22 protein-coding genes and 1 tRNA gene are annotated in these 24859 nt (G+C 69.1%); 8 read left to right on the forward strand and 15 right to left on the reverse strand.

Annotated elements, in window-relative coordinates; all coding sequences use genetic code 11:
• Positions 1-47: 47 nt before the first annotated feature.
• The 3 genes from ACWJIO_RS11760 to ACWJIO_RS11770 form a co-directional block, all read right to left on the reverse strand.
• Positions 48-491: a hypothetical protein gene (locus tag ACWJIO_RS11760; RefSeq protein ID WP_480313567.1), complete on the reverse strand. Its 444-nt coding sequence runs from the start codon at positions 489-491 to the stop codon at positions 48-50.
• A gap of 1443 nt (positions 492-1934) precedes the next feature.
• Positions 1935-2006 (reverse strand) — tRNA-Gly (locus tag ACWJIO_RS11765).
• A gap of 108 nt (positions 2007-2114) precedes the next feature.
• Positions 2115-3266, reverse strand: coding sequence for a pyridoxal-phosphate-dependent aminotransferase family protein (locus tag ACWJIO_RS11770; RefSeq protein ID WP_480313569.1), 1152 nt, complete (start codon positions 3264-3266; stop codon positions 2115-2117).
• Positions 3267-3387: 121 nt separating this feature from the next.
• Here ACWJIO_RS11770 and cbiD point away from each other — a divergent pair, with 121 nt between their 5' ends.
• The 5 genes from cbiD (at position 3388) to mrdA (ending at position 9189) form a co-directional block, all read left to right on the forward strand.
• The gene (gene cbiD / locus ACWJIO_RS11775; RefSeq protein ID WP_480313571.1) at positions 3388-4551 is read left to right on the forward strand and encodes a cobalt-precorrin-5B (C(1))-methyltransferase CbiD; all 1164 of its coding nucleotides are present in this window, start codon (positions 3388-3390) and stop codon (positions 4549-4551) included.
• A gap of 117 nt (positions 4552-4668) precedes the next feature.
• Positions 4669-6240, forward strand: a complete 1572-nt coding sequence (gene guaA, locus ACWJIO_RS11780) for a glutamine-hydrolyzing GMP synthase (RefSeq protein ID WP_480313704.1) — start codon at positions 4669-4671, stop codon at positions 6238-6240.
• Between the two features lie 80 nt (positions 6241-6320).
• Positions 6321-6950, forward strand: coding sequence for a hypothetical protein (locus ACWJIO_RS11785; protein WP_480313573.1), 630 nt, complete (start codon positions 6321-6323; stop codon positions 6948-6950).
• 98 nt (positions 6951-7048) lie between these two features.
• Entirely contained in the window at positions 7049-7444 is a 396-nt protein-coding gene (locus ACWJIO_RS11790; protein ID WP_480313575.1) for a hypothetical protein, read from the forward strand.
• 2 nt (positions 7445-7446) lie between these two features.
• Positions 7447-9189 carry a penicillin-binding protein 2 gene (gene mrdA, locus ACWJIO_RS11795; protein ID WP_480313577.1) on the forward strand — a complete coding sequence of 581 codons (1743 nt, stop codon included), beginning with the start codon at positions 7447-7449 and terminating at the stop codon, positions 9187-9189.
• 29 nt (positions 9190-9218) lie between these two features.
• Here mrdA and ACWJIO_RS11800 read toward each other — a convergent pair whose 3' ends face one another.
• From ACWJIO_RS11800 to ACWJIO_RS11815, 4 genes are all read right to left on the reverse strand, one after another.
• Entirely contained in the window at positions 9219-10367 is a 1149-nt protein-coding gene (locus ACWJIO_RS11800; RefSeq protein WP_480313579.1) for a glycosyltransferase family 4 protein, read from the reverse strand.
• 58 nt (positions 10368-10425) lie between these two features.
• The gene (locus tag ACWJIO_RS11805) at positions 10426-11619 is read right to left on the reverse strand and encodes an NAD-dependent epimerase/dehydratase family protein (protein WP_480313581.1); all 1194 of its coding nucleotides are present in this window, start codon (positions 11617-11619) and stop codon (positions 10426-10428) included.
• Positions 11620-11705: 86 nt separating this feature from the next.
• Positions 11706-11876 (reverse strand): photosystem II assembly protein Psb34, encoded by a 171-nt coding sequence (gene psb34, locus ACWJIO_RS11810; protein ID WP_186697949.1) that lies wholly within the window; start codon positions 11874-11876, stop codon positions 11706-11708.
• A gap of 107 nt (positions 11877-11983) precedes the next feature.
• The gene (locus tag ACWJIO_RS11815; RefSeq protein ID WP_480313706.1) at positions 11984-12730 is read right to left on the reverse strand and encodes a thiazole synthase; all 747 of its coding nucleotides are present in this window, start codon (positions 12728-12730) and stop codon (positions 11984-11986) included.
• Between the two features lie 173 nt (positions 12731-12903).
• On the opposite strand from ACWJIO_RS11815, the gene ACWJIO_RS11820 reads away from it, so the two are divergent.
• On the forward strand, positions 12904-13503 hold the full coding sequence (locus ACWJIO_RS11820; protein ID WP_480313583.1) for a hypothetical protein: 600 nt from the start codon (positions 12904-12906) through the stop codon (positions 13501-13503).
• A gap of 12 nt (positions 13504-13515) precedes the next feature.
• Here the strand turns inward: ACWJIO_RS11820 and ACWJIO_RS11825 are convergent, their stop codons facing one another.
• Genes ACWJIO_RS11825 through rpmI form a run of 3 tightly spaced genes read right to left on the reverse strand, consistent with a single transcriptional unit; the run spans position 13516 to position 14702 of the window.
• Complete coding sequence (locus tag ACWJIO_RS11825) at positions 13516-14064, reverse strand: tetratricopeptide repeat protein (RefSeq protein ID WP_480313585.1); 549 nt, start codon at positions 14062-14064, stop codon at positions 13516-13518.
• Positions 14065-14104: 40 nt separating this feature from the next.
• Complete coding sequence (gene rplT / locus ACWJIO_RS11830) at positions 14105-14452, reverse strand: 50S ribosomal protein L20 (RefSeq protein ID WP_480313587.1); 348 nt, start codon at positions 14450-14452, stop codon at positions 14105-14107.
• A 52-nt stretch (positions 14453-14504) separates the two neighbouring features.
• Complete coding sequence (gene rpmI, locus ACWJIO_RS11835) at positions 14505-14702, reverse strand: 50S ribosomal protein L35 (protein WP_186697954.1); 198 nt, start codon at positions 14700-14702, stop codon at positions 14505-14507.
• Positions 14703-14786: 84 nt separating this feature from the next.
• On the opposite strand from rpmI, the gene ACWJIO_RS11840 reads away from it, so the two are divergent.
• Positions 14787-16337 (forward strand): SpoIID/LytB domain-containing protein, encoded by a 1551-nt coding sequence (locus tag ACWJIO_RS11840; RefSeq protein WP_480313589.1) that lies wholly within the window; start codon positions 14787-14789, stop codon positions 16335-16337.
• Between the two features lie 24 nt (positions 16338-16361).
• A complete protein-coding gene (locus ACWJIO_RS11845) occupies positions 16362-17783 on the forward strand; it encodes a glycosyltransferase family 2 protein (RefSeq protein WP_480313591.1) in 1422 nt (473 codons plus the stop codon).
• A gap of 22 nt (positions 17784-17805) precedes the next feature.
• Here ACWJIO_RS11845 and ACWJIO_RS11850 read toward each other — a convergent pair whose 3' ends face one another.
• From ACWJIO_RS11850 to tig, 5 genes are all read right to left on the reverse strand, one after another.
• On the reverse strand, positions 17806-19701 hold the full coding sequence (locus ACWJIO_RS11850) for a DNA polymerase III subunit gamma/tau (protein WP_480313593.1): 1896 nt from the start codon (positions 19699-19701) through the stop codon (positions 17806-17808).
• A gap of 29 nt (positions 19702-19730) precedes the next feature.
• Positions 19731-20435, reverse strand: coding sequence for a lecithin retinol acyltransferase family protein (locus ACWJIO_RS11855; RefSeq protein WP_480313595.1), 705 nt, complete (start codon positions 20433-20435; stop codon positions 19731-19733).
• 7 nt (positions 20436-20442) lie between these two features.
• Entirely contained in the window at positions 20443-21801 is a 1359-nt protein-coding gene (gene clpX / locus ACWJIO_RS11860; RefSeq protein WP_480313597.1) for an ATP-dependent protease ATP-binding subunit ClpX, read from the reverse strand.
• 234 nt (positions 21802-22035) lie between these two features.
• Positions 22036-22683: an ATP-dependent Clp endopeptidase proteolytic subunit ClpP gene (gene clpP, locus ACWJIO_RS11865; RefSeq protein ID WP_480313708.1), complete on the reverse strand. Its 648-nt coding sequence runs from the start codon at positions 22681-22683 to the stop codon at positions 22036-22038.
• A gap of 152 nt (positions 22684-22835) precedes the next feature.
• Positions 22836-24242, reverse strand: coding sequence for a trigger factor (tig, locus tag ACWJIO_RS11870; RefSeq protein WP_480313599.1), 1407 nt, complete (start codon positions 24240-24242; stop codon positions 22836-22838).
• Positions 24243-24859: the final 617 nt, after the last annotated feature.

Consider the following 24859-nt stretch of genomic DNA (forward strand, 5'->3'; position numbering starts at 1 on the left):
GTGGCCCAGGCCCAGGAGCTGGGCATGGGCTACTGAGGTGAATCGCTTCACGGTCGTCTACGACGCTTGTGTTCTCTATTCCGCTCCACTTCCCGATCTGCTGATTGCGCCTTGCGCTCACGGATCTCTACCGGGCTCGCTGGAGCGATCAGATTCATGAGGAGTGGATGACGGCCGTGCTGCGGAACCGGCCTGTTCTCTGCAGAGCGCAGCTGGAGCGCACCCGCTCGCTGATGAATGCCCACGTGCGTGATGCGCTGGTCGATGGCCATCAGCCCTAGATCCCAGCCCTGGAGTCGCCAGACCCGGAAGACCGTGATGTTCTGGCTGCCGCCATCAAGTGCGGAGCCGATCTGATCATCACCTTCAACCTGCATGATGTCCCGGAGTAGGCCCTGTCGATCTATGGCCTTGGCGCCTGCCATCCCGATCTGTTTTTGGTGGATCAACTGAACCTGGATGCCGAACGGGTCTGTGTGGCGCAACGGCATTACCGGTCCAGCCTCTAGAACCCACCCAAGCCAGTCGGGAGTACCTAGCAACCCTGGAGAAACAAGGGTTGAGCAGGTTCTCCCCGGCCGTGCGGCATTACGCCGCTGAACTCTGAGCGTGTAGCCCCTGGCCCAGCCTTTGCTCCGCCTTGGCAAAGGCGTCATCCGTCACGACATCCCCACACCAGTGGCTGTAGGCCGCCAGATGGGTCTGCATGCAGTGCCCCATCGTCGCAGCCACCACTTTGGGCGGCAGGTTGCAGAGCACGGGCGCCCGGTGGGCGTGACCGTGCCGACAGGAGTAGGACACGAGCTTCTAGCCCTTGGACTCGTACTCCTGCCGCAGCTTGTTCCAGAGGGAGCTTCGGTGCAGGTACTGCCTGATGTCGTTGCCGCAAAAGCCAGCACGCATCGGAGGGAGATCGTCAGGGCAGAACTGTTCGGTCAGCTTCCAGTCAGCTGCCCAGTCATCACAGGGCAGCAGCCGCAGGGCGCGAGGCTTGGTCTTGCCGCGTGATGCCACCTTTTCCTAAGTGCACCACAGGCGCCCATCGCGTCACTGGAGGTGCTGGAGCTCCTCGGGGCGCAATCCATAGGCGGCCATCAGTTGGAAGGCCAGTCGCCAACGCGGGTCGGGCAAAGCCCGGACCAACGCCAGGATGTGGTCCACCTCCAGGGGGGGGGGTGACTGCTTCCGCGGAGCGTGACCGCTCCACAAAGGGGCTCAGGTCGGTTGGTGGCTCCCAGCTGGCCGCCGGGAGCTGGCCCTGGGCCACCGCCCAGCGCAACAGGGCCGAGCTGGCCTGCATCTGAATCTGCCTGGTTCGCCCACCGGGCTTGTCCGCCCAGTGCCGGGTGAGCCGATCCAGCAGCTGGGTGGCGCTTCGGGGTGGCTGACGGGTGGCGAAGGCTTTCGGAACCAGCTTCATGTGGTGCCGATGCACCGTGGTCCAGGTCGAGTCCTTGATTTCGCCGCTGCGGATTTTGTACCCGCGATAACATTTGGTCAGGCCATTCCAGTCAGTCTGCTGTTTAAGTCTGGGCCTTTGCGTGGCAGTGGATCCGTCATCTGATTCTTCTGCTGAAAGCGTCGTAGATCCTGCAAGCGGCTACGCCAATCTTCTTGATGTGATCGAAGTGCCAGGGGATCGGAAGTTGTATCTGACGCCGCTTGCCGCCGCCCGCTTTGGCCGTGATGTTCACTCTGGCAAAGCCGCTGTGCGCAGTGAGCGCCCAGCCCCTTGGACATCCCTTGCGGGACAAGGCATGAGCCGTCTCGACGCGGATGGCGATCTCCCAGGGGGCTGGCTCAGCAATGTGAGAAAGTCTGTGAGTAGGTTGGCCCTACAGCCTGGCAGCACCAGTGAGGTGCAGTCAGCCGCTGGCAGCACTAAAGCCATTGCCAAACTGGCTTTGGTAGGGATTTCTCAGCCCTGGACTGAAAGCGGGTGACCGGACTCGAACCGGCGACGTTCAGCTTGGGAAGCTGACATTCTACCACTGAATTACACCCGCAAGGTGTAGCCAACTCAGGCGTCCTGATGTTGTCTGCGTTGTTGGCTTGTTGAGACTAGCAAGAGTCAAGGTGCCCCCCTTGCCAGTCTCTGCCGCCTGCGCGGCGGCTCAGCCGGCCAGGGCCGCCGCGCAGGCGGCCACGCCGGCCCCCGCCGTTCCCCGCAGCAGGCCCAGGCCCTGCAGGGTGGCCTCGATCGCCGCGACGGCGGTGAGCACGTCGCGATCGGCCACGAAGCCGAGGTGGCCGATGCGGAACACCTGGCCCTTGAGGTGGTCCTGGCCGCCGGCCAGCAGGATGTCGAAGCGCTCCTTCACGGCCTTGCGCAGCACCTCGGCGTCGACCCCCTCGGGAGCCACGGCCGTGATCGCCGGGCTGCCATGGCCCTCGGCGGCATAGAGCCGCAGCCCCATCCCCTTCATGCCGGCCTGGGCCGCGCTGCGGTGGCGGGCATGGCGGGCGAAGATCGCCTCCAGACCCTCCTGCTGCATCATCCCCAGGGCGGCCTCCAGGGCGAAATACAGATTCACCGGCGGGGTGAAGGGATTGCTGTCGGCGGCGGCCGATTTGCGGTATTTGCCGAGGTCCAGATAGAACTTCGGCAGGTCGGAGCGCTCGTAGGCCGTCCAGGCCCGCTCGCTCATGGCCACGAAGCCCAGGCCAGGCGGCATCATGTAGCCCTTCTGGGAGCCGGAGCCCACCACATCGAGGCCCCAGCGGTCCATGGGCACGTCGCAGGCGCCGAGGCTGGTCACGCAATCGGCAATGGTGAGCGCGGTGCCGTGGGCGCGCACGTGGCCGGCGATGGTCTCCAGGTCGTTGATCACCCCGGTGGAGGTTTCCGAGTGGGTGAGGATCACCGCGCGGATGCGCTTGTCGGTGTCGGCCTCCAGGGCGGCGCGGAAGGCCTCGGGATCCAGCGGTTGGCCCCACTCGGCCTTCACCACCTCCACCTCGAGCCCGTAGGCCTTCGCCACCTTCACCCAGCGCTCGCCGAACTTGCCATTGTCCCCGCAGAGCACGGTGTCGCCCTTGCTGAGCACGTTGATGATCCCCGCCTCCATCGCGGCCGTGCCGCTGCCCGCCAGGGCCAGCACACTGCCGCTGGTCTGGTGCAGCCACTGCAGCTGCTCGGTGGTGCGCTTGACGATCTTCTGAAAGTCGGCGCTGCGGTGGCCGATCGGATGACGGCTCATGGCCAGCAGCACGGTCTCCGGCACCGGTGTGGGGCCGGGGATCATCAGGCTGAGCTTGTCCTGCATGGGTGCTGCGAAGCAGTGGAGTGGCGCGGCCGCGGGGCGGCGCAATCCACCAATGTAAAAAACCGACCACAGGGGCCCAACCCCGAGCCACCGCGCCCCCCTCCCATCGGCTGCCCGTTGCATGGAATCCTTCCCCACACCTGAACGCGGCACGGCTGAGCCCGCCACCCCTGGACCCGGCCTGATCCTGCCGGTGTGGCTTGCCGCCGCGGCCCGCGCCGCCGTGCAGGGGCTGCTGGGCGAGCCCTTCTGCCCTGAGCAGCCCCTGGAGCTGGAGCCTGGCGCTCCCCCGCGGCCTGTGCTGGTGGAGGCTGCGGCGCCCCTGGCCGCAGGCTGGGTGCTTGGGGTGGCCAGGGCCGATCCGGGCCCTGAGGTGCTGGATCTCACCCGCGGTCAGCCGGTGTGGGCCCAGGCCCGTTGGCTGGAGGGCCCTGGGCACTGGCTGGAACTGGTGGCTGGCGAGGGGGTGGGGGTGATCGCCAGCTCCGGCGCTCCCTGCCTCTCGGCCTATGCCCGCGAGCTGCTGCAGCGCACCCTGCAGCCGCTGCTGCCGCCAGGACGGCGCCTGGAGCTCCACCTGGTGATCCCGGCGGGTCGGCGTCTTGCCGAGCGCACCAGCAATGCCGCCTTCGGGGTGGTGGATGGGCTGGCCCTGATCGGCACGCAGGCCCTGGTGCAGCGCAGCGCGGCCCCCGACCAGCTGCAGCAGGCCCTGGAGCAGCTGCGCCGCCTGGTGGCCTCCCCTGGCTTCGCCGGGGCCCTGGTGCTGGTGATCGGTGAGAACGGCCTCGATCTGGCCCCCCGCCTCGGCCTCCCTCCCCAGCTGCTGCTCAAGGCCGGCAACTGGCTGGGGCCCCTGCTGGTGGCGGCGGCCGAGGCGGGTGTGAGCCAGCTGCTGCTGTTCGGCTACCAGGGCAAGTTGATCAAGCTGGCCGGCGGCATCTTTCACACCCACCACCACCTGGCCGATGGCCGCAGCGAGGTGCTCACCGCCCTGGCGGCCCTGGAGGGCCTGGCGGGCCCGGAGCTGGCCTGCCTGCATCAGGCCGCCACGGTGGAAGCCGCCCTCGCAGACCTGCAGGCCACCCAGCCCGCCCTGGCGGCGAGGCTGCGCGCCCGCATCGCGGCGGCGATCGAGCAGCGCAGCCGCGCCTACCTGGCCCGCTACGGCCACGAGGCCTTGGCGGTGGGCGCGGTGCTGTTCGACCGCAGCCGTCAGCTCTGTGCCCAGGGCCCCCTGGGTGCCCCCCTGCTGGCCGAACTGCGGGGAGGGGGCGCCGCCTAGGCTGGGTCAAATCTCCGGGGTTCCGTGCTGCCGATGTCCGCCGCTCCCCAGATGACTCCACGGGACGCGACGTCCAGCCTTGAGGGCACGGCCCAGCCCGCATCTCCCATCGACGAGATGTCCCAGTCCAGCCGGGCTCCGGCCATCGTGATTCTCGATTTCGGCTCCCAGTATTCGGAGCTGATCGCCCGGCGCGTGCGCGAAACCGAGGTGTTCTCGCTGGTGTTGAGCTACACCACCAGCGTGGAGGAGCTGCGGGCCATCGCCCCCAGGGGCATCATTCTCAGCGGTGGACCCAACTCGGTGTACGAGAGCGGCGCGCCGGTGTGTGATCCGGAGCTCTGGGACCTCGGCATCCCGGTGCTGGGGGTGTGTTACGGCATGCAGCTGATGGTGCAGCAGCTGGGCGGGGCGGTGGTGGCGGCGGGGCGGGCCGAATACGGCAAGGCGCCGCTGCATGTGGATGACCCGGTGGATCTGCTCACCAGCGTGGAGCAGGACTCCACGATGTGGATGAGCCACGGCGACTCGGTGGAGCGCCTGCCCGAGGGTTTTGTGCGCCTGGCTCACACCGACAACACCCCCGAGGCGGCGATCGCCCACCATGGCCGCCAGCTCTACGGCGTGCAGTTCCATCCCGAGGTGGTGCACTCCCAGGGCGGCATGGCGCTGATCCGCAACTTCGTGTACCGGATCTGTGGTTGCGAGCCCGACTGGACCACGGCGGCGTTCATCGAGGAAGCCGTGGCCGACGTGCGCCGCCAGGTGGGTCAGAAGCGGGTGCTGCTGGCCCTCTCCGGTGGTGTGGACTCCTCCACCCTGGCCTTCCTGCTGCACAGGGCGATCGGGGATCGGCTCACCTGCATGTTCATCGATCAGGGCTTCATGCGCAAAGGGGAGCCCGAATTTCTGGTGGAGTTCTTCGACAAGCGCTTTCACATCAATGTGGAGTACATCAATGCCCGCGAGCGCTTCATCAGCAAGCTGGCTGGTGTGACCGACCCGGAGGAGAAGCGCAAGCTGATCGGCACGGAGTTCATCCGGGTGTTCGAGGAGGAGAGCAAGCGCCTCGGGCCCTTCGACTACCTGGCCCAGGGCACCCTCTACCCCGATGTGATCGAGAGCGCCGGCACCAACGTGGATCCCAAGACGGGCGAGCGGGTGGCGGTGAAGATCAAGAGCCACCACAACGTGGGCGGCCTGCCCAAGGATCTGCAGTTCAAGCTGGTGGAGCCGCTGCGCAAGTTGTTCAAGGATGAGGTGCGCAAGGTGGGGCGCTCCCTGGGGCTGCCCCAGGAGATTGTGGGCCGCCATCCCTTCCCCGGGCCTGGCCTGGCCATCCGCATCCTCGGCGAGGTGACCAACGACAAGCTCAACATTCTTCGCGACGCCGATCTGATCGTGCGTGAGGAAATCAGTGATGCCGGCCTGTATCACAGCATCTGGCAGGCGTTCGCGGTGTTGCTGCCTGTTCGCAGCGTGGGCGTGATGGGTGACAAGCGCACCTATGCCTTCCCGGTGGTGCTGCGCTGCGTGTCCTCGGAGGACGGCATGACGGCCGACTGGTCACGCCTGCCCTACGACCTGCTGGAAACGATCTCCAACCGGATCGTCAATGAGGTGAAGGGGGTGAACCGCGTGGTGCTCGACATCACCAGCAAGCCCCCCGGCACGATTGAGTGGGAGTGATCGCCCTGGTTCGCTGACAGAGCCTCCGCTGGCCTGACGGGGAGGCCTCCGTTACCCTCGGGACCCGAGCCAGCTCCGCCGTGACGGCCGCTCCTGCGACATCCAGCGATCCCGACCTGCAGCGCAAGCTGCAGCAGGACAGCATCCTGCTGGGCGGCAGGACGATCTACCTCAACCCCTTCCTCTACTGGCGTCGCTTCGATGCCAACACCGACCGCTGGCTGCGGGAGCCCGGCCAGCTGCCGGAGGAGCAGATCACCGCCAACCGCGGCCGCTTCTACCCGGAGCTCAACTGGGAGCAACTGGATCCCCAGGAGCGGCTGGCCAAGGAGGGCTCCGTGGAGATGTTCCTCAAGACCCTGGAGCTGATCAGCACCTTCAACCCCGACCTCACCGCCGGCCAGCTGCTCGAAGTGGAGCGCAAGATGGCCGTGACCAAGAAGCTCGCCTTCGAGCGCTGGGTGGGCCGGGCCCTGCGGCGCCGCCAGCAGGAGGAGCTCAAGGAGCGGCGCCGCTTCGACCGCGACCGCACCCTGCGGGCCTGGAACGAGTGGATCGGCCTGGAGGTGACCCGGCAGGCCCTTCTGCCGGCGGCCATGGCGGTGGTGCTGAGTGTGGGGGCCGGCTGGTGGTGGGGCAGTCAGCAGGCCTGCCGCCAGGTGATCGTGGCTCCCGGAGTGCCGGCTCTGCAGGCCAACCCCCTTCCCTAGGCCCTCTTCCCTTGGCCCTGGTCGTAAGGCGCTGGCCGTGGTCTGCCGTCCCGGGCAGCGGGCGCGGCAGACTGGGAGCAGCCTGTTGCTTCCCGTCCATGGCCGCCGATCCCCTCGACAGCCTGCGGCTCACCCTGATGCAGGACATGTTGCCCCTGGGCCTGGCCGCCGTGGATCGGGTGCGCAAGGGTGGCCCCCAGGAGCTGATCGCCGCCTTTGATGGCTCCAGCGCCGATCCCCTGGCCCAGTTGCGCCAGGAGGGCGAGCAGGCTGCCAGCCAGGTGCGAGAGCAGCTCGATCGGGTCAGTCCCGGACTCGGCAATCCGGTGATGAAGGTGAGTGTGCGGGATGTGGATCCCGTCACCGATGGGGCCGATCCAGCCAGTGCTCAGGCGGCCAGCGATCCGGAGGAACTGCAGCGCCGCCTCGCTTCAGTGGCGGAGAGCCTGCGGCTGCTGGAGCTGCGGCTGGCCCCGGATGGGGAGACCCCCTAGCCATGGCCTACGGCCAGGCAGGCCGCCACAGCGGCATGGGTCAGCAGCCGTTGCTGCTGCTGCTGGTGGTGCTGCTCTGCAGCGGCGCCATGGTGTCTCGGCTGGCCTGGCTGCAGCTGGTGCATGGCGCTGAGAACCGGGAGCGTTCCGACCAGAACCGCATCCGGCTGATGCCGCGCAGCCCGATCCGCGGCCGTCTGCTCGATCGCCAGGGCGAGGTGCTCGCCACCAGTCGGCTCACCTACAACCTCTACATCCAGCCCCGGGAGGTGCCGGACGACGCCTGGCCGCCCCTGCGCGATGCCATGGCCAGGCTGTTGAACCTTGATCCCGTCAGCCTCGATCAGAAGCGGAGCAGCGGCCAGAACGCCGAGGGCTTCCGCATCACCCTGGCGGAGGGCCTGGCGGCTGAGCAGGTGCTGCGCTTTCGCGAACAGGCCAGTGAGCTGCGCGGTGCGGAGGTGGATGTGGACGTGCTGCGCAGCTATCCCCACGGCCGCCTGGCGGCCCATGTGCTCGGCTACACCAGCGGCATCACCGAAGAGGAATACGAGCGCAAGCGCGACAAGGGCTACCGCATTCGCGATCGGGTGGGCCGCACGGGTCTCGAGAGTGCCTTCGAATCCCATCTGCGCGGCCAGTGGGGTGGCCAGCAGGTGGAGGTGAATGCCGCCGGTCAGGTGCAGCGGGTGCTCGGCGACAAGCCGGCCGAGGCGGGCAAGGACCTGAAGCTCACCCTGGATCTGCCGCTGCAGCAGGCCGCGGAGCGGGCGCTCGACAAGGTGCGCAAGGGGGCCATCGTGGCGATGGATCCCGAGACGGGGGCGATCCGGGCCCTGGCCAGCCGTCCGGCCTTTGATCCCAATGTGTTTTCGCCGGCCCCCTCGAGCCAGCAGTGGGCCGCCCTCAACGGCCCCGAGGCGCCCTTGCTCAACCGCGCCTTCCAGGGGTTTCCCCCCGCCAGCACCTTCAAGGTGGTCACCACCGCGGCGGCGCTGGAGTCGGGGGTCTACAGCCCCAATGACAAGGTGCTTACCACCAGCTCCTTCTGCTACGCCGGGCTCTGCTACCGCGACCACGGCGCCCATGGGCTCGTGGGCTTCCCCTTCGCGCTGGCGGTGAGCAGCAACACCTTCTACTACCGGGCCGGCCTGAAGATCGGTCCCGATGCCCTGTTCACCGCGGCGCGCCGGCTGGGCTTCGGCAGCCCCACGGGCATCGAGCTCAGTGATGAGGAAACGGCGGGCCTGCTGGGTGACCAGGCCTGGAAGCGCAAGGTGCTCGATGAGCCCTGGACCCCCGTGGACACGATCACCTCCTCGATCGGCCAGGGGGCCCTGCTGGTGACGCCGCTGCAGATGGCGCGCCTCTATGCGGCTGTGGCCAATGGCGGCTGGCTGGTCACGCCCCACCTGGTGGAGAAGCCGCCCACCCGCACCCGCATCGGCCTCAAGCCCTCCACCGTGGCCGTGCTGCAGCAGGGCCTGCGCATGGTCGTCACCGAGGGCACGGCGCGGCTGCTCAACGATCCGAGCCTGCCGCCGGTGGCCGGCAAGACCGGCACCGGTGAGGATCCCCCCCGCCCCGACCACGCCTGGTTCGGCGGCTATGCGCCAGCCGACAAACCCAGCCTGGTGATCGTGGCCTTCGGGGAGAATTCGGGCGGCTACGGCGGCACGGTGGCGGCACCGATGGTGAAGGCCCTGATGACCACCTGGTTCCGCGACAGCCCCCGGCCCAACTGAGCCCGTGCCGGCTCAGGTTGCGCAACTGTTCAGGCCACCAGCTGCAGCTGGGGCCGCTCCAGCAGGCGGCAGTAGAAGCCGCGCAGCTGCTGGGTGGCGGAGGCCCAGCCCCAGCGCTCGGCCTCGCTGCGGGCCGCCTGGCGCAACAGCTGGCGCTCGCCTGGATCCCCCAGCAGCCGCCCCACGGCCGCCGCCAGACTCGCGGCGCCGCCGTCGGCGCCATCGGGCTCATACAGGCAGCCGTTGACGCCATCGCTGACGATGTCCGGAATGCCGCCGCGGTTGGCCCCCACCACCGGGCAACCGGCCGCCATGGCCTCCAGCAACACCAGGCCCAGGGTCTCGGTGCTGCTCGGGAACACGAAGGCGTCGCCGCTGGCATAGGCGCTGGCCAGCGGCTCGCCGGCCAGGTAGCCCACGAAGGTGGTGGCGGTGCCGGCGAACACCTTCTCCAGGGCCTGGCGGTGGGGGCCATCCCCCACCAGGGCCAGGCGGGCCTCGGGCAGGGCCTCGAGCACCGGGCGGATGCGTTCGATCTGCTTTTCGGCGGAGAGCCGGCCGATGTAGAGCAGCAGCTTGCCGGTGTCGCTGTGGCCGCCCAGCAACTGCTCCCGCGTCGCCTGGCTGCGCAGCTCAGGGCGGAACAGCTCGGTGTCCACGCCCCGCTGCCAGAGGTCGGTGTGCTGGATGCCCTTCTCGCTCAGCTCCTGCACCATGGCGCTGGAGGTGCAGAGGTTGAGGCTGGCCTGGTTGTGGGCGGCCTTGAGCAGTTCCCACAGCAGGGGCTCCAGCATGCCCATGCCGTAGTGCTCCAGATACTTGGGCAGGTGGGTGTGGTAACTGGCGATGAGCGGATAGCCCTTGGTCTTCGCCAGCCAGATGCCACCCAGGCCAAGCACGGCCGGGTTCACCACATGCACCAGATCGGGCTGAAATTCCTCGAGGGCCTCCGCCACGGCGGGGCGGGGCAGGGCCAGCTTCAGCTCCGGATAGAGGGGCAGCGGCATGGCCGGCACCCCCACCACCCGGGCACCCATGTACTCGGCCGGAGCGCCCTCAGGGCAGAAGATCAGCACCTCATCCCCCAGGTCCACCAGGTGCTGCACCGTCTTGGTCAGGCGGGTCACAATCCCGTCGACCTTGGGCAGGAAGGTCTCGGTGAAGAAGGCGATCTTCAAGGCTCGGGTGCCGCAGGGGGGAGAGCTGGATCAGGCAGTCTCGATCAGAGCGTCTGGATCAGACGGTCTGGATGGCCTGGGCCTGGGTGGTCGTCCAGGCCGACACGCAGGGGATCCGGCTGCGGTCGCAGCGGTCAGCCCAGCGGCGGGCCACATCCACCACTTCGGCCATCAGACCGTCGTCGAGGGTGGTGGGGTTGAGGCCCAGCTCGATGAAGCAGCGGTTGTCCACGATCAGGTCGTTCTCCACGGCGTCATTGCGCGGATTGGGCAGGTAGGTGATCTCGGCGTTGGTGAGGGACGACACCTTGCGGGCCAGCTCGCCCACCTGGTGGCTCTCGGTCATCTGGTTGAAGATCTTCACCTTCTCGCCCAGGGCAGGCGGGTGCTCCAGGGCCAGCTGCACACAGCGCACGGAGTCGCGGATGTGGATGAAGGCGCGGGTCTGGCCGCCGGTGCCGTGCACCGTGAGCGGGTAGCCGATGGCGGCCTGCATCAGAAAGCGGTTCAGCACCGTGCCGTAGTCGCCGTCGTAGTCGAAGCGATTGGTGAGGCGGGGATCCCTTTCGGTGAGCTCCGTGTTGGTGCCCCAGACGATGCCCTGGTGCAGATCAGTGATGCGGACCTGGTCGTTTTTGTTGTAGTAGAGGAACAACAACTGATCCAGAGTCTTGGTCATGTGGTACACACTGCCGGGGCTGGCAGGGTGCAGGATCTTCTCGGTGAAGCGGCTGCCATCCGGCTGGGGCACCTCCACCGTGAGGTAGCCCTCGGGAATCGTGGCGCCGCGGTGGGAGCCGTAGCCGTACACCCCCATCGTGCCCAGGTGCACGATGTGAATGTCGAGGCCGCTCTCCACGATCGCGGCCAGCAGGTTGTGGGTGCCGTTGACGTTGTTGTCAACGGTGTAGCGCTTGGTGGCGCTGGACTTCATCGAGTAGGGGGCTGCCCTCTGCTCGGCGAAGTGCACCACGGCCGTGGGCCGCTCGTCACGCAGCAGATCCAGCAGGCGGGTGTACTCCTGGGCGATGTCCATGCGCACGAAGCGGATGGGCCGGCCCCCCACCTGCTCCCAGGCCCGCAGGCGCTCGCTGATGGTGGCGATCGGCGTCAGCGACTCGACCTCCAGGTCGACGTCGATCTTGCGCCGGCTCAGGTTGTCGACGATCACCACATCGTGGCCGGCATCCGCCAGGTTGACCGCGCAGGGCCAGCCGCAGAAGCCATCGCCACCGAGAACGAACACCTTCATTCCGAAACCTTCATTCCGAAAACCCCAGACCCCTGCAGGACGAGCTGTCGCTCATCGGGCAAGCTACTACAGGCGTTCCGGCGCTCTCAGCCGCTGATCCCCACGGCCACCACCACCAGGGCCAGCACCAGAACGGCCCCGCCGATCAGCAGCAACCGCGACTGGCTGCTGCTGCGCTCGCCCTCCTCCATCACCACCATGCGGGGCTCCCGGGCGAAGGCATTGAGCTTGCCGCCGTCTTCTTCGGTGACCTGCATGGACCAGGGCTCTAGGAGGGCTCACCTTATGGAGAGATGTCCGGGCTGTCAGGCCGCCGCGGCCAGAACGTCAACGGAAGTTCATGCGGCGCCCGGCGGAAGGGCGATCAGCTGCCCACGCGCCCCTGGCCGGGGGAGCTGGGGCTGGCCTGGGGGCGTCGCGGCAGCCGTCCGGCCTGGAAGGCCAGGCGGCCGGCCTGGCAGGCCTGGGCCATGGCCTGGGCCATCAGGGGCGGGTTGCCGGCCAGGGCGATGGCGCTGTTGATCAGCAGGGCATCGGCCCCCATCTCCATGGCCTCGGCCGCCTCGCTGGGCACACCGATGCCCGCGTCCACCACCACCGGCACGCTGGCGTTCTCGATGATCAGGGCGATGTTGGCGCCATTGCGGATGCCCTGGCCGGAGCCGATCGGTGAGGCCAGCGGCATCACCGTGGCGCAGCCCACCTCCTCCAGGCGCTTGGCCAGCAGCGGGTCGGCATTGATGTAGGGCAGCACCGTGAAGCCCTCCTTCACCAGTTGCTCGGCCGCCTCCAGGGTGCCGAACGGATCGGGCAGCAGGTGGCGGCTGTCGGGAATCACCTCCAGCTTCACGAAGCTGTTGTCCTCCTGCCCCGCCAGCTTGGCCAGCTCCCGCCCCAGCCTGGCCACCCGCACCGCTTCCTCGGCGGTGGCGCAGCCGGCGGTGTTCGGCAGCATCCAGATGCGCTGCCAGTCGATCGCCTGCATCAGGCCGCCGTGGCCCGGCGCGCCGCTCTGCACCCGGCGCACCGCCACGGTGACGATGGCGCAGTCGCTGCGCTCCAGGCTGGCCTGCATGGTGGCGAGATCGGCGTACTTGCCCGTGCCGGTCATCAGCCGACTGGGAAAGCGGCGTCCGCCGATCACCAGGTCGTCGCTGCCAGCGGCAGGGTCGCCGGGCGCTGCGGCGCTGGCGGAGAGGGGGATCCCGGCTGGGTTGGGCACCACGATGGCTTCCGGCGCATGGCTCACAATGGCTCTAGCCTCCCACTAACTCCGGCCCCGCCGTGCTTCGAACGCTCCTGTTGACGGCCCTGCCCCTCGCCGCGCTGCCCTTCGCAGCCCTGCCCTTCACGGCCGCGCCCGTGGCGGCGCAGACCTTCGGCAGTGACAGCTTTCTTCCCTTCAGCCTCCCCGCCGGGGTCAGTGACACGGGCGACGGCGAGCGCGACAGCAGCGTCGAGACCTTTGACCCGGTGGGTCGGGCCGAGCTGCTGGTGCGGGAGATGCCCAGGTCCTGGGTGGGCACCTACCAGGCCTTCGGGGGCAGTGAGGTCGTGCCCGTCGCCCTGAGTCTCTCTGACGTGAGAGCGGTTGGTCAGCTCGTGGACCTGCGCGGCACCATGACCGTCAACGGCGCCTCGACCCAGGTGCAGGGCAACCTCAATGCCGAGTCTGACCAGCTCGATCTGATCCTGCTGTGCCGCTGCAATGTGGGCGGCCTGGAGATGGGCGGCATGTTCTCGGGCCAGCAGGGCCTGACGCTGGCCGGCTGGAATGCCCCGCGGCTCACCAATTCGGGCGGTCGGCTGGAGATGCAGCCCAACTCCCAGCCCTTGAATGCCCCGGGCCCAGCTCCGAGTGCGCCGGTTCGAGGCCTCTGGTGAATCTGGCGGCCTTCAGGCCGCCGTTCCCTGGGTGCGTTCCAGCCGATTCAGGCGCTTGAGGGCCGTGCGGTTGCCGCTGTCGAGCTCAAGCACCTTCTGATAGGTGGCACGGGCCTGCTCGGGGTCCTGCACCTTCTCCAGGGCGTAGGCGAGGTTGTTGAGGGCCACCGGGTAATCGGGCTTGGCCCTGAGGGCGGCGCGGTAGTGCTTGAGGGCCAGCTTGTAGTTGTTCTGGGCCGCCAGGGCGAAACCCAGGGCGTTTTCGATCAGGGCCAGGGCCTCCTCAGGGGCCTCCTCCGCCGTGGCCAACTGGCGGGCCTCGGTGAGGCTCTCCACCGCCTGGCCGAACAGCCGCTTGCGCAGCTGCACCGAGCCGAGCTCATAGAAGCTGGCGGCATCCTTGGCCTCCGTCTTGCTGGCTTGATTGCCCTGGCGTTCCAGGCGGGCCAGGGTCACCTCGTCCTGGCGCACGCTCCAGAACTGGCGCGCCACCACTACGGCGGCAACGCCGAGCAAGACGACCAGGCCGATCAGATAGGCCTGGGGAAGCAGGGTGTCCAAGGGGCGCCGGGGCTGGGAGGTGGGATCGGGTCGTCGGCGATCAGGCCTGGGCGGAGCCGACGACGCTGCTGAAGCTGGCGGGGTCGACCACGGCCAGCTGGGCCAGCATCTTGCGGTTCAGGCGCACGTCAGCCTTCTTGAGGCCACCCATCAGGCGGCTGTAGCTGACGCCGTTGATCCGGGCCGCGGCGTTGATCCGGGCGATCCAGAGGCGGCGGAAATCGCGCTTGCGGCGGCGACGGTCGCGGTAGGCGTTGCAGAGGGCCTTCATCACCCGCTGGTTGGCGGTGCGGAAGAGGGAACCATTGCCACCGCGGAAGCCGCGGGCCAATCTCAGAACTTTATTGCGGCGTTTACGGGCAACGTTGCCCCTCTTGACGCGGGCCATGGCAGGGAATCAGGTGGAGATGAACAGAGGGCGGAACGGGTGGTCTGAGCCCTCAGGCGTAGGGCAGCATGCCCTTGACGTTGTCGGCGTCGCGCTCGTCGACGACGGCCATCGTGCCCAGGTAGCGCTTGCGCTTCGGGCTCTTGTGATCGAGCAGGTGGTTGTGGAAGGCCCGGCGACGCATGAACTTGCCGGTGCCGGTGGCCTTGAACCGCTTGGCGGCTGCTCTGCGGGTCTTGAGCTTTGGCATGTCTCCCCGGCGCGGGCACAAACAACCACCTTACGACCTGGCCCCGCCATCCTCCAAGCTCCTCCTGCCGTCCGCCCCCAGCCGATGTCCCCCACCGCACCCCTGCGCCACCTGGTCCTCAGCAGTCTCTGGGCCGGTGCCCTGCTGGTGGGCACGGGTTGCTCGGCTGCGCCCCTCGCCCCGCCCCCGCCCCAGGCGACGCTGCGCTGGCCGGTGCCGCCCCCGCCCCGGATCGCCCCCGCCAACCCGGTGCTCTGGGTGGGCCTGGCCCCCCGGCTCAGCACCGCGACCCCCCTGGAGCTGCGCAGCGGCGGTGGCCTGATGACCCTGGTCACGGCAACCGGTGCCCGTTACAGCTCGCCGCGTCTGGTGCTGCACTGGCGCACCGTGCCGGTGCAGCCGCCGCTGCAGATCCGCCGCCAGGTGCTGGGCCCCTTCGCCAGCTTCGAGAGTGCCGAGGAAACCGCCAGCCGCTGGCGTGCCGCCGGGGTGGCCCCCCTGATCGCCAATCCGCGCGAATGGGAAGTGTGGGCGCCGCTGGAGGCGCCCCTGCCGGAGGGCCTCGGCCCGGCCCGGCGCTTTGAGCAGACCCTCAGCCAACGGCCGGTGCTGGAGCTGCGCCGTGATGATGGCCCCGTGCTGATGGAGGGTCCCGTGCGGCTGGAGACCCCGGGGGGACTGCTCTGGCAGGGGGGGCTGTTCCAGGGGCCGTTCCGGCTCCAGCCCGATGCCTACGGCAGCTGGGCGCTGGTGGAGGAGGTTCCCCTGGAGCGCTATCTCCAGGGGGTGGTGCCCCACGAGATCGGCGCCGGCTCCCCGCCGGCCGCCCTCGCCGCCCAGGCCGTGCTGGCCCGCACCTGGGCCCTGCGCAACCAGATCCGCTTCCAGGTGGACGGCTACCACCTCTGTGCCGATACCCAGTGCCAGGTCTATGCCGATCCACGCCAGGCCGGTGCAGCGGTGCGCCAGGCCATCGCGGCCACCAGCTCCCAGGTGCTGAGCTGGCAGGGGGAGCCCATCCACGCTGTGTATCACGCCACCAATGGCGGCGTGGCGGCCGGCTTTGAGGAGGTCTGGAGCGGGCCTCCCCTCCCCTACCTGAAGCCCAATCTGGATGGCCCGCAGGCCCTCCAGGCCCGCTTCCCACTGCCCCTGGCTGCCGCCCAGCTGCCGGCCCTGCTGGCAGGGGGCTCGGCCCTCTACGGCGCCGACCACCCGCGCTTCCGCTGGAGCCGCACCATCACGGCGGGGCAGCTCGGCCAGGCCCTGCGGGCCACAGCGCCCCAGCTCGGCACACCCAAGACCGTGTCGGTGCTGGAGCGGGGCGTGAGCGGGCGGGTGCTGGCCCTGGGCATCCAGGGCAGTGGTGGCTCCACCGTGCTGCGGCTGGATGCGATCCGCCGCACCCTGCGCCAGTTGCCGAGCACCCTGTTCGTGGTGGCCCCGAGCGGTGCCGGCAGCTGGCGCTTCGATGGCGGCGGCTTCGGGCACGGAGCCGGCCTCTCCCAGGCTGGAGCCATCGACCTGGCCGGGCGGGGCTGGACCCTGCAGCGCATCCTCAGCCGCTACTACCCCGGCACCACGCTGCAGCCCCTGTCTGCCCTGGACACCAAAGCACCTGGGAGTGCCCCTTAGAGTCCGCACACTTCCGGGAACGCCATGGCCGCGGACGGCAGTACCACCAACGGCCTTCGCCCGGCGGCCAGCGTTGCTGACCGCCGCCGCGGCAAATCGGCGCTGTTCGTGATCGCCTGCGGCTGGGCCGGCATGGTGCCCCACTGGCTCGATCCAGCCGTGCGGCTCTGGCCCTCCACCGGCATGGCCCTGCTGCTGGGGGGCTACAGCGTCTACGCGGTGCTGTTGCCGGCCCTGGGCCGGGGCCGTGCCGGTGCGGCCCGGCAGGCGGCCGCCCCCAACCCTTCCCCCGCAGGGATTCCCAGCCCAGGCGCCAGTGCGGTGGATGTGGTGGTGGCCGCCCGCGACGAGCAGGCCGTGATCGGCCGGCTGGTGGAGCGCATCGCGGCGTTGCGCTACCCCGCCGGCCGGCTGCAGCTGTGGGTGGTGGATGACGGCAGTTCCGATGCCACCCCCCAGCTGCTGGCCGAGCTGCGCCAGCGCTTTTCCTTCCTGCGGGTGCTGCGGCGCGAGGCCGATGCCGGTGGGGGCAAGTCGGGAGCCCTGAACCTGGCCCTGCAGCAGCTCCAGGCTCCCTGGATGCTGGTGCTGGATGCCGATGCCGATCTGCAGAGCGACAGCCTCGAGCGGCTGATCCCCTGGGCCGAGGCGGGCGAGTGGGCGGCAGTGCAGCTGCGCAAGGCGGTGGTGAACCCCCTGGGCAACTGGCTCACCCGGGCCCAGTCGATGGAGATGGCCCTCGACGCCGTGGTCCAGGAGGGGCGCCAGAGCCGCGGCGGTGTGGTGGAGCTGCGGGGCAACGGCCAGCTGCTGCACCGCGAGACCCTGCTGGCCGCCGGCGGCTTCAACGAGGCCACGGTCACCGACGATCTCGACCTCAGCTTCCGTCTGCTGCTGCAGGGGGCGTCGATCGGCATCCTCTGGGATCCCCCGGTGCGGGAGGAGGCCGTGCTCAGCCTGGCGGCCCTCTGGCGCCAGCGCCAGCGCTGGGCCGAGGGTGGCCTGCAGCGCTTCTTTGATTACGGGCCCGGGCTGCTGTCCCGGCAGCTGAGCCGCCGCCGCCGGCTCGATCTCTGCAGTTTCTTCCTGTTGCAGTACGCCATGCCCGTGGTGGCGATGGCCGATCTGCTCGGCGCCCTGCTCACCACCACGCCGCCGCTGATCTGGCCCCTGTCGTTCGTGGCGTTCGGGCTGTCGGGCTGCTCCATCCTGCTGGGCTGCCGCCGACCCTCGGAGGGCCCGGTCTTCCCGCCCATGGCTCCCTGGAACCTGGCCCTCGGCATTGCCTATCTCGGCCACTGGTTCGTGGTGATTCCCTGGACCAGCCTGCGCATGGCCCTGCTGCCCAAGCGCCTGGTCTGGGCCAAGACGCTGCACCTGGGGGAGTCGGGCTCCGCTGACCCCTCAGCCGAGGACGCCTCCGTGGAAGACCCGGCGGTGGCCTGAGCGCAGCCCTGGGCGCTGGCCCTCAGGCCACGTCCTGGTCAGCGTCGTCGAGGGGCCCATCCAGTTCCACCACTTCGCCGTTGAAGAAGTCCGCCAGCCGGCGGGCCTTGTCATCCAGGGGGGAGGAGTGGCCCGGGCCTGGCTCGCCGGCGGCCCTGGTCGGGCCTGCTGAGCTGCTGCTGGGGGCTGGATGGCTTGGGCTCGGAGGTGGGGCCGGGGTCGGCGGCGCTGCGGCAGGTGCAGCCGGTGCGGCCGCACCCGCTGGGGCCGCGGGCCGGCTCGGGGGAGGTGGCGGTGCGGCCCCGGCCGTGGCGGTGGCGGTGGGCGTGGCTGTGGCGCTGGGCGTGGAGGTGGGGGTTGGGGCGGGGCTGGGAGCTCCTGCCCGCACGACGCGTTCGGGCGGCGGGGCTGCCGGTGCTGCGGGCGTGGGCTCTCGGCCGGCTTCCAGCACCAGCTGGCGGGGGCTGCCGAGGGCCTTGGCGATCGCCTGCTCCACCAGGGCCTGGCGGTTGTGCACCATGGCGACCCACTGGCTGGCCACCTGAACCACCGCCCGGCGTTCATCCAGCCCCACCAGGCGGCCCTGCTGGCTCAGCAGCATGCGGGTGGAGGGCAGCTCCAGGCAGGCCAGGATCTGCTGCCAGAGCTCGCTGAGGTTCACCGCCCGTGGCTCCGGGGCCAGCTGTTGCGGGGATGTCGCAGCCGGCTGCGGGGCCACCGGGGGCCCCGGCGGCGTGGCGGCTGGGGTGACGGCAGGAGTGGCTGCTGGCGGCGGCGCGGCAGCAGCCCGCTGCGCCTCAGGCTGGCTGGCGGCCACGGGCTGCCGCGGCGCCAGCAGGCCCAGCAGCAGCACCTCAAGCCAGAGGCGGGGGTTGACGCTGTGGCGCAGCTGCTGCTCGCTGCCCTTGAGCTGGGCCTGCCACTGCAGCAGGCGTGGCTGGCCCAGGCGGCTGGCCAGATCCGGCAACTGGCTGCGGAACTGGGGGGACACGGCCGTGAGCTCGAGTCGCTCGGGGGCCAGGCCCACCAGCACGAGATCCCGCAGCAGACTGGCCATCCCCTGCAGCACGGCCGCCGGCTCCCGGCCCCGCTCCAGCAGCTCGCGGCTGGCCTCGATCAGGCCGAGTGGCTCGGCCCCCGCCAGGGCCGCGGCCAGGTGCAGCAGCTCCTGTTCCGGCACCGCCCCGAGCAGGTCCCACACGGCCACCACCTCGATGGGTGGGGGCAGCAGGCTGAGCTGATCGAGCAGGCTTTCGGCATCGCGCAGCCCGCCCTGGGACCGCTGGGCCACCACATGGAGGGCCTCGGGCGTGATCGCGATCGCTTCCTGGGCGGCGATCCAGCCCAGATGCCGCTCCAGGGCCGGCAGGGGGATGCGGCGGAAGTCGAAGCGCTGGCAGCGGCTCAGGATCGTGGGCAGCACCCGCTGGGGGTCGGTGGTGGCCAGCACGAACACCACCTGCGGCGGTGGCTCCTCCAGGGTCTTGAGCAGGGCGTTGAAGGCCGCCGTGGAGAGCATGTGGCACTCGTCCACCACATACACCTTCCAGCGGGCCTGCACCGGCGCGAAGCGGGAGCGCTCGATCAGCTCGCGGATGTTGTCCACGCCGGTGTTGGAGGCGGCGTCGATCTCGATCACGTCGAGGGCACTGCCGGAGGCGATCCCGGTGCAGAGCTCGCAGTGGCCGCAGGGTTCAGGCGTGGGCCCGGGGGCGCTGAGGCAGTTGAGCGAGCGCGCCATGATCCTGGCGCTGGACGTCTTGCCCGTTCCCCTGGGCCCGCTGAACAGGTAGGCCGGCGCGATACGGCCGGAGCGCAGGGCATTGACCAGCGTGGCGGCGATGGCCTCCTGCCCCACCAGCTGGTCGAAGCGCTGAGGTCTGTACTTGTGGTGGAGCGGCTGGTAGGCCTGGCCCATGGGGCGGCCTCAGGGGCGAAGCGTCGAGGCTACTGGTCGTCCCCGGGCTCCAGCAGCCCATGCAGACGGGATTCGAGAGCGGCCTCCATGTCTTCCACCTCGGCCAGCTGGTCGGCCAGGCCCTGGGCCGTGCGCCGCAGGGCCTCGAACTGGCCATGGCCCCAGCGGGCCTCGGCCTTGGCGAGTTCCTCATCCAGCCGCCCCTGCAGCTTCTGGCGCAGCCCCTCCAACTGGGCGATGGTCTGCCGGGCCAGCTCCAGGCCCTTGTCCAGCTGCCCCTGATCCAGATTGAGGGCCTCCAGATTCAGGCCATCGAGGCGGGCACCCTGCCGCAGCAGCAGGCGGGCGCCGGCGAGCACCGCCGCCGGCATCACCTGCCCCAGGGCCAGCGCCCCCAGGGTGCCGGTGTGCAGCCAGCCCTCCACCTGGGAGCTGCGATGCCGGCCGGTCTTGCACCAGTGGGCGAAGTGCTCGCAGTTGTTGAACAGCAGGTTGTAGTTCTGCTCCCCGAGGCGGCCCATGGCCCGTCTGAGGCAGACCCCATCCGGGGAGCAACTGCCCTCGGGATACGGCACCACGCTCAGTGGTTGGCCGAGGCTGAAGTCGTCGCTGGCGCTGCGCAGGATCTCGCGGCCCTCCAGGTAGTGGGCCACCGTGCCGTCGCCCAGGTCGATGCCGTGGTGGTTGAACAGGCCGTGCTGGCGAGGCACCTGCAGGTGATCGGCGGTGGCCACCGGAAGCTCAGGCGCTGGCCTGGGCGCCCTCGTGGCTGGTGCCCAGGGGAACCACCTTGGCCTGGCTGCGCTGCTCCACCAGCTCGCGGGTCACGGTGAAGTCCTTGACGTTGCGGCGCGAGGGCAGGTCGTACATCAGCTCCAGCATCAGCTCCTCGAGGATGCCGCGCAGGGCCCGGGCCCCGGTCTTGCGGCGGTGGGCCTCGGCGGCGATCGCCGCGATGGCGCCGGGCTCGAAGTGCAGCTGCACCTCGTCCATGCTGAGCAGGGTCTGGAACTGCTTCACCAGGGCATCGCGGGGCTCGGTGAGGATCGACTCCAGGGCGCGGGTATCGAGCGGTTCGAGCAGGGCGCTCACCGGCAGACGGCCGATGAACTCGGGGATCAGGCCGTACTTCACCAGGTCGTCGGGCTCCATGTGCCGCAGCACACTGGCCGCCTGGCGCTCCTTGACGCTGCGGGGGCGGCTGCTGCCGTCGGGGTTGATGAAGCCGATGGCATTGCGGCCCATCCGCTTCTGCACCACGTCGTCGAGGCCCACGAAGGCGCCGCCGCAGATGAACAGGATCTGGCTGGTGTCGATCTGAATGCAGTCCTGATAGGGATGCTTGCGGCCCCCCTGGGGCGGCACGTTGGCGGTGGTGCCCTCCAGCATCTTCAGCAGGGCCTGCTGCACCCCCTCGCCGGACACATCCCGGGTGATCGAGGGGTTCTCGCTCTTGCGCGCGATCTTGTCGATCTCATCGATGTAGATGATGCCCCGCTGGGCCAGTTCCACATCCATGTCGGCCTTCTGCAGCAGCCGCAGCAGGATGTTCTCCACGTCCTCCCCCACGTAGCCGGCTTCGGTGAGGGTGGTGGCATCGACCACGGCGAAGGGCACATCCAGGATCTCGGCCAGGGTCTGGGCCAGCAGCGTCTTGCCGCAGCCGGTGGGGCCGATCAGCAGGATGTTGCTCTTGTGCAGCCGGGTGGCGGTCTGGTCGGTCTCGCCCTTGCCGTCACCCTGCCAGGCCAGGCGCTTGTAGTGGTTGTAGACCGCCACGGACAGGGATTTCTTGGCGTCTTCCTGACCCACCACCTGGCGGTCGAGAAACTCCTTGATCTCCTGGGGTTTGGGCACCTCCGCCAGGACTGGTGCCGGCCTGGCGGGTTTCTTGGCGGCGTTCTTGCCGCGGCTGGGTTCGGGCACATGGCGGCCAGCACCCGAGCCGTGGCTGTCCACCAGCTCCTCATCGAGGATCTCGTTGCAGAGATCGATGCACTCGTCGCAGATGTAGACGCCGGGCCCTGCGATGAGCTTGCGCACCTGCTCCTGGGACTTGCCGCAGAACGAGCACTTGAGATGGGCGTCGAACTTGGCCATCGGCAGGAGCGGCAGGACGGAACGTCCAGGTCAGGGGTCGGGAGATCGGGGATCCCGGGGTCAGCATTGACCCAGGAACAGGTTCAGGACACTTTCCTTAAGGATCAGACAGGAAGGTTCAGGCGGGCAGACTGAGACAGGAACGGCAACCGGGCGGCTGTGGACCTGACCATCGGTCCGGCAGGGCGAAGGCCCTACAAGATCCCATGGATCGGACTGGCTGGCCAACCCGGGTCAGGACGGCCTCCGGGGGGCAGAGGTTTCGGTCACCACCTGGTCGATCAGGCCGTATTCAACCGCCTCGGCCGGTGAAAGGAAGTAGTCGCGGTCGGTGTCCTCCGTGATCTTGTCGAGGGGCTGGCCGGTGTGCTCAGCCATCAGGCCATTGAGGGTGTCCTTGAGGAAAAGGATCTCCTTGGCCTGGATCTCGATGTCCACCGCCTGGCCCTGGGCACCGCCCAGGGGCTGGTGAATCATGATCCGGGCACTGGGAAGGGCCAGGCGCTTGCCCTTGCAGCCGCCCGACAGCAGGAAGGCCCCCATCGAGGCCGCCAGTCCGTAGCAGATGGTGACCACATCCGGAGCCACCTGCTGCATGGTGTCGTAAATCGCCAGCCCGGCAGTCACCGAGCCGCCGGGTGAGTTGATGTAGATCTGAATGTCCTTCTCGGGGTCCTCGGCCTCCAGGAAGAGCAGCTGGGCCACCAGGGCGTCGGCCACGGCATCGTCGATGCCGGTGCCCAGAAAGATGATCCGCTCGCGCAGCAGGCGGGAATAGATGTCGAACGCCCGGTCGCCCTTGCCGGACTGCTCGACCACGGTGGGCAGTACCCCGGGGGCGGCGGAGGGCGCCCCGATCGTGGCCTCGGGCCGCCCTCCCATCCAGAGGTTCTGGATCGGATGGGCCCGCTGGGCGGTGGGGGAGTGGGCGTCGATCACGCGCGGCAAGGTCTGGTGGTCGCAATCTATGGCGATGGGATCGGTGCTCGCTGGGGGGATTGCCGCAGCCAGGTGCAGAACAACCCCCGCACCTCTCAGTCCTCGGTGGTCGGGGCAGCCTCCTCGGCAGGAGCAACCTCGCTCGCAGCAGCGGCCTCGGTGATGGTGCTGTGGCTCTCGAGCCAGTCGAGCAACTTGTCGCGCAGGAGGTCGTCGCCTACGACCTGGCGCAGCCGCTCGGTGTCGATGCTGCCCTGATTCTCGAGCCCCTGGCGCACTTCCTTCACCTTGGCGTCCAGCTCGGCGTCCTCCACCTTGATCGCCTCGGCGCTGGCAAGGGCCTGGAGCGCCAGGTTGCGGCGCAGGCGCTGTTCGGCCTCGGGGCGGGAGCTGTCCACCAGGCTGCGCACCAGCTCAGGCGTGAACAGTTTTTTCACATCCATGCCCTGCTGGGCGATCTGGCCGGCGGTCTGCTCGATCAGGTTGCGGATCTCCTGCTGCACCAGGGATTCCGGCAGCTCCACCTCGAGCTGCTCCACCAGGGCGCCCAGCAGCGCCTCGTGGCGGGCTGTCCTGGCGCGGCTTTCGGCGTCGTCCCGGAGGCGCTGCTCCAGATCGGCCCGCAGCTCCGCCAGGGTCTGCTTGTCGCTGGCCTGCTGGGCAAAGGCGTCATCGAGGGCGGGCAGCTCGCGGGTCTTGAGGTCCTTGAGGCCGATCTCGAAGCGGGCCTGGCGACCTGCGGCCTCCTCCTGGGGGTAGCTCTCGGGGAACTGGCACTCCACTGTGCGCTCGTCGCCTACGGCCATGCCGATCACCCCCTCCACGAAGCCGGGGATCATGCGGCCCTCCTCCAGCTCCACCTCGGTGGCTTGGCTGCTGCCGCCCGTGATCGGTTCACCACTGTCGACAAACACGCCGCTGAAGCTCAGCACCGCCACGTCGCCGCTCTCGGCGCTGCGGCCCTCCACCGGCACCAGGGTGGCCAGCTGCTTGCGCGACTGCTCGATCAGTTCATCGACCCTGGCAGGGTCGTAGCTGATCGCCTCGGCCTCGGCCTTGAGACCGCGGGTGGTGTTCAGCTTCGGGGTGGGCTCCACGTCGAGCTCCAGCGTGAAGGTGAGCGCTTCTCCCGGCTGGAACCGCTCCAGCACCACGTCGAAGGCCTCGTTCAGTTCCGGACGACTCAGCGGGGACAGCTCCTCCAGCGCCAGGGCATCGCGGAAGGCGGCATCCACCAGATCCTCCAGGGCGGTGGCGCGCACCCGCAGGGGCCCGATCTGCTGCAGCAGCACCGCCCGGGGCACCTTGCCCTTGCGGAATCCCGGCAGCTTGATGCTGCGGCTGAGCTTCTCCACCGCCGTCTCGTAGCTGGCCTTGCAGCGCTCGCCCGGGATCGCCACTTCGAGGGCCATGCGGCTGCCCGGCCGCGGTGTGGCGGTCACGCTGAAGGTGTCGCCCCTGGAGGGGCTGGTGGGGGCGGAAGAGGCGGCAGCAGGACTCATGGCAGCTCGTTGCAGCCCGCGATCCTAAGAAAGTGGCTTGCAGGCCCCCGTTGCCAGTAGTCTTTGCAGCATCAAGACGTGAGATCCCCGTGGTGGTCTCCCTGATCCATCCGCCACAGCCGCGCTCACAGCCGCGCTGTGGCTGTCCGGTCAGTTCTGAGCGACCACATCGGACTCCGCCCATGGCGACGGCGCTCCTTTAGCCGGCCATACCCCAAGAGTCCAGCGCCGCGGCCTCTGCTCAGCAGAACCAGGCCAGCCGTCCTTCCAGCTCTTGACCCTTCTCGGCCGCCCAGGCTTCCGATCCCAGAGCCTGCCCTAGCGAACCAGCCGAGCTGTTCCCAAGTTTTCCAACCAGCCCCCCGCCACTCCATTCAGCTTCTCCCTGCACCGCCAAGCGCCTGGCGCTGACCTACCTCTCCTTGGCTTCGGAGGCCGCTCAAGCCTTCCCTTCAGATCAGCCTCACCCTTTGCGGCTGCCACCCACAGGCCACTGGAACAGCCTCACCGTTCCAGTCCCCTCGAAGCGCTTCCATCGTGTCGAGTCCTCGGTTGACGAGTCCTCTGTTGACGAGTCCTCGGTTGACCACCAGGCCCCAGTTCTCGCCGCAACCCCT

Source organism: Paraciimarium castrense LEGE 11436 (assembly GCF_056633055.1).

What these genes read in the sequence shown, in the direction of transcription:
- ACWJIO_RS11760 (WP_480313567.1), bottom strand. Translation starts at nt 491, where the DNA reads ATGCCGTTGCGCCACACAGACCCGTTCGGCATCCAGGTTCAGTTGATC.
- ACWJIO_RS11770 (WP_480313569.1), bottom strand. Translation starts at nt 3,266, where the DNA reads ATGCAGGACAAGCTCAGCCTGATGATCCCCGGCCCCACACCGGTGCCG.
- cbiD (WP_480313571.1), top strand. Translation starts at nt 3,388, where the DNA reads ATGGAATCCTTCCCCACACCTGAACGCGGCACGGCTGAGCCCGCCACC.
- guaA (WP_480313704.1), top strand. Translation starts at nt 4,669, where the DNA reads ATGTCCCAGTCCAGCCGGGCTCCGGCCATCGTGATTCTCGATTTCGGC.
- ACWJIO_RS11790 (WP_480313575.1), top strand. Translation starts at nt 7,049, where the DNA reads ATGGCCGCCGATCCCCTCGACAGCCTGCGGCTCACCCTGATGCAGGAC.
- mrdA (WP_480313577.1), top strand. Translation starts at nt 7,447, where the DNA reads ATGGCCTACGGCCAGGCAGGCCGCCACAGCGGCATGGGTCAGCAGCCG.
- ACWJIO_RS11805 (WP_480313581.1), bottom strand. Translation starts at nt 11,619, where the DNA reads ATGAAGGTGTTCGTTCTCGGTGGCGATGGCTTCTGCGGCTGGCCCTGC.
- psb34 (WP_186697949.1), bottom strand. Translation starts at nt 11,876, where the DNA reads ATGCAGGTCACCGAAGAAGACGGCGGCAAGCTCAATGCCTTCGCCCGG.
- ACWJIO_RS11815 (WP_480313706.1), bottom strand. Translation starts at nt 12,730, where the DNA reads ATGACCGGCACGGGCAAGTACGCCGATCTCGCCACCATGCAGGCCAGC.
- rplT (WP_480313587.1), bottom strand. Translation starts at nt 14,452, where the DNA reads ATGGCCCGCGTCAAGAGGGGCAACGTTGCCCGTAAACGCCGCAATAAA.
- rpmI (WP_186697954.1), bottom strand. Translation starts at nt 14,702, where the DNA reads ATGCCAAAGCTCAAGACCCGCAGAGCAGCCGCCAAGCGGTTCAAGGCC.
- ACWJIO_RS11840 (WP_480313589.1), top strand. Translation starts at nt 14,787, where the DNA reads ATGTCCCCCACCGCACCCCTGCGCCACCTGGTCCTCAGCAGTCTCTGG.
- ACWJIO_RS11845 (WP_480313591.1), top strand. Translation starts at nt 16,362, where the DNA reads ATGGCCGCGGACGGCAGTACCACCAACGGCCTTCGCCCGGCGGCCAGC.
- ACWJIO_RS11850 (WP_480313593.1), bottom strand. Translation starts at nt 19,701, where the DNA reads ATGGGCCAGGCCTACCAGCCGCTCCACCACAAGTACAGACCTCAGCGC.
- clpX (WP_480313597.1), bottom strand. Translation starts at nt 21,801, where the DNA reads ATGGCCAAGTTCGACGCCCATCTCAAGTGCTCGTTCTGCGGCAAGTCC.
- clpP (WP_480313708.1), bottom strand. Translation starts at nt 22,683, where the DNA reads ATGGGAGGGCGGCCCGAGGCCACGATCGGGGCGCCCTCCGCCGCCCCC.
- tig (WP_480313599.1), bottom strand. Translation starts at nt 24,242, where the DNA reads ATGAGTCCTGCTGCCGCCTCTTCCGCCCCCACCAGCCCCTCCAGGGGC.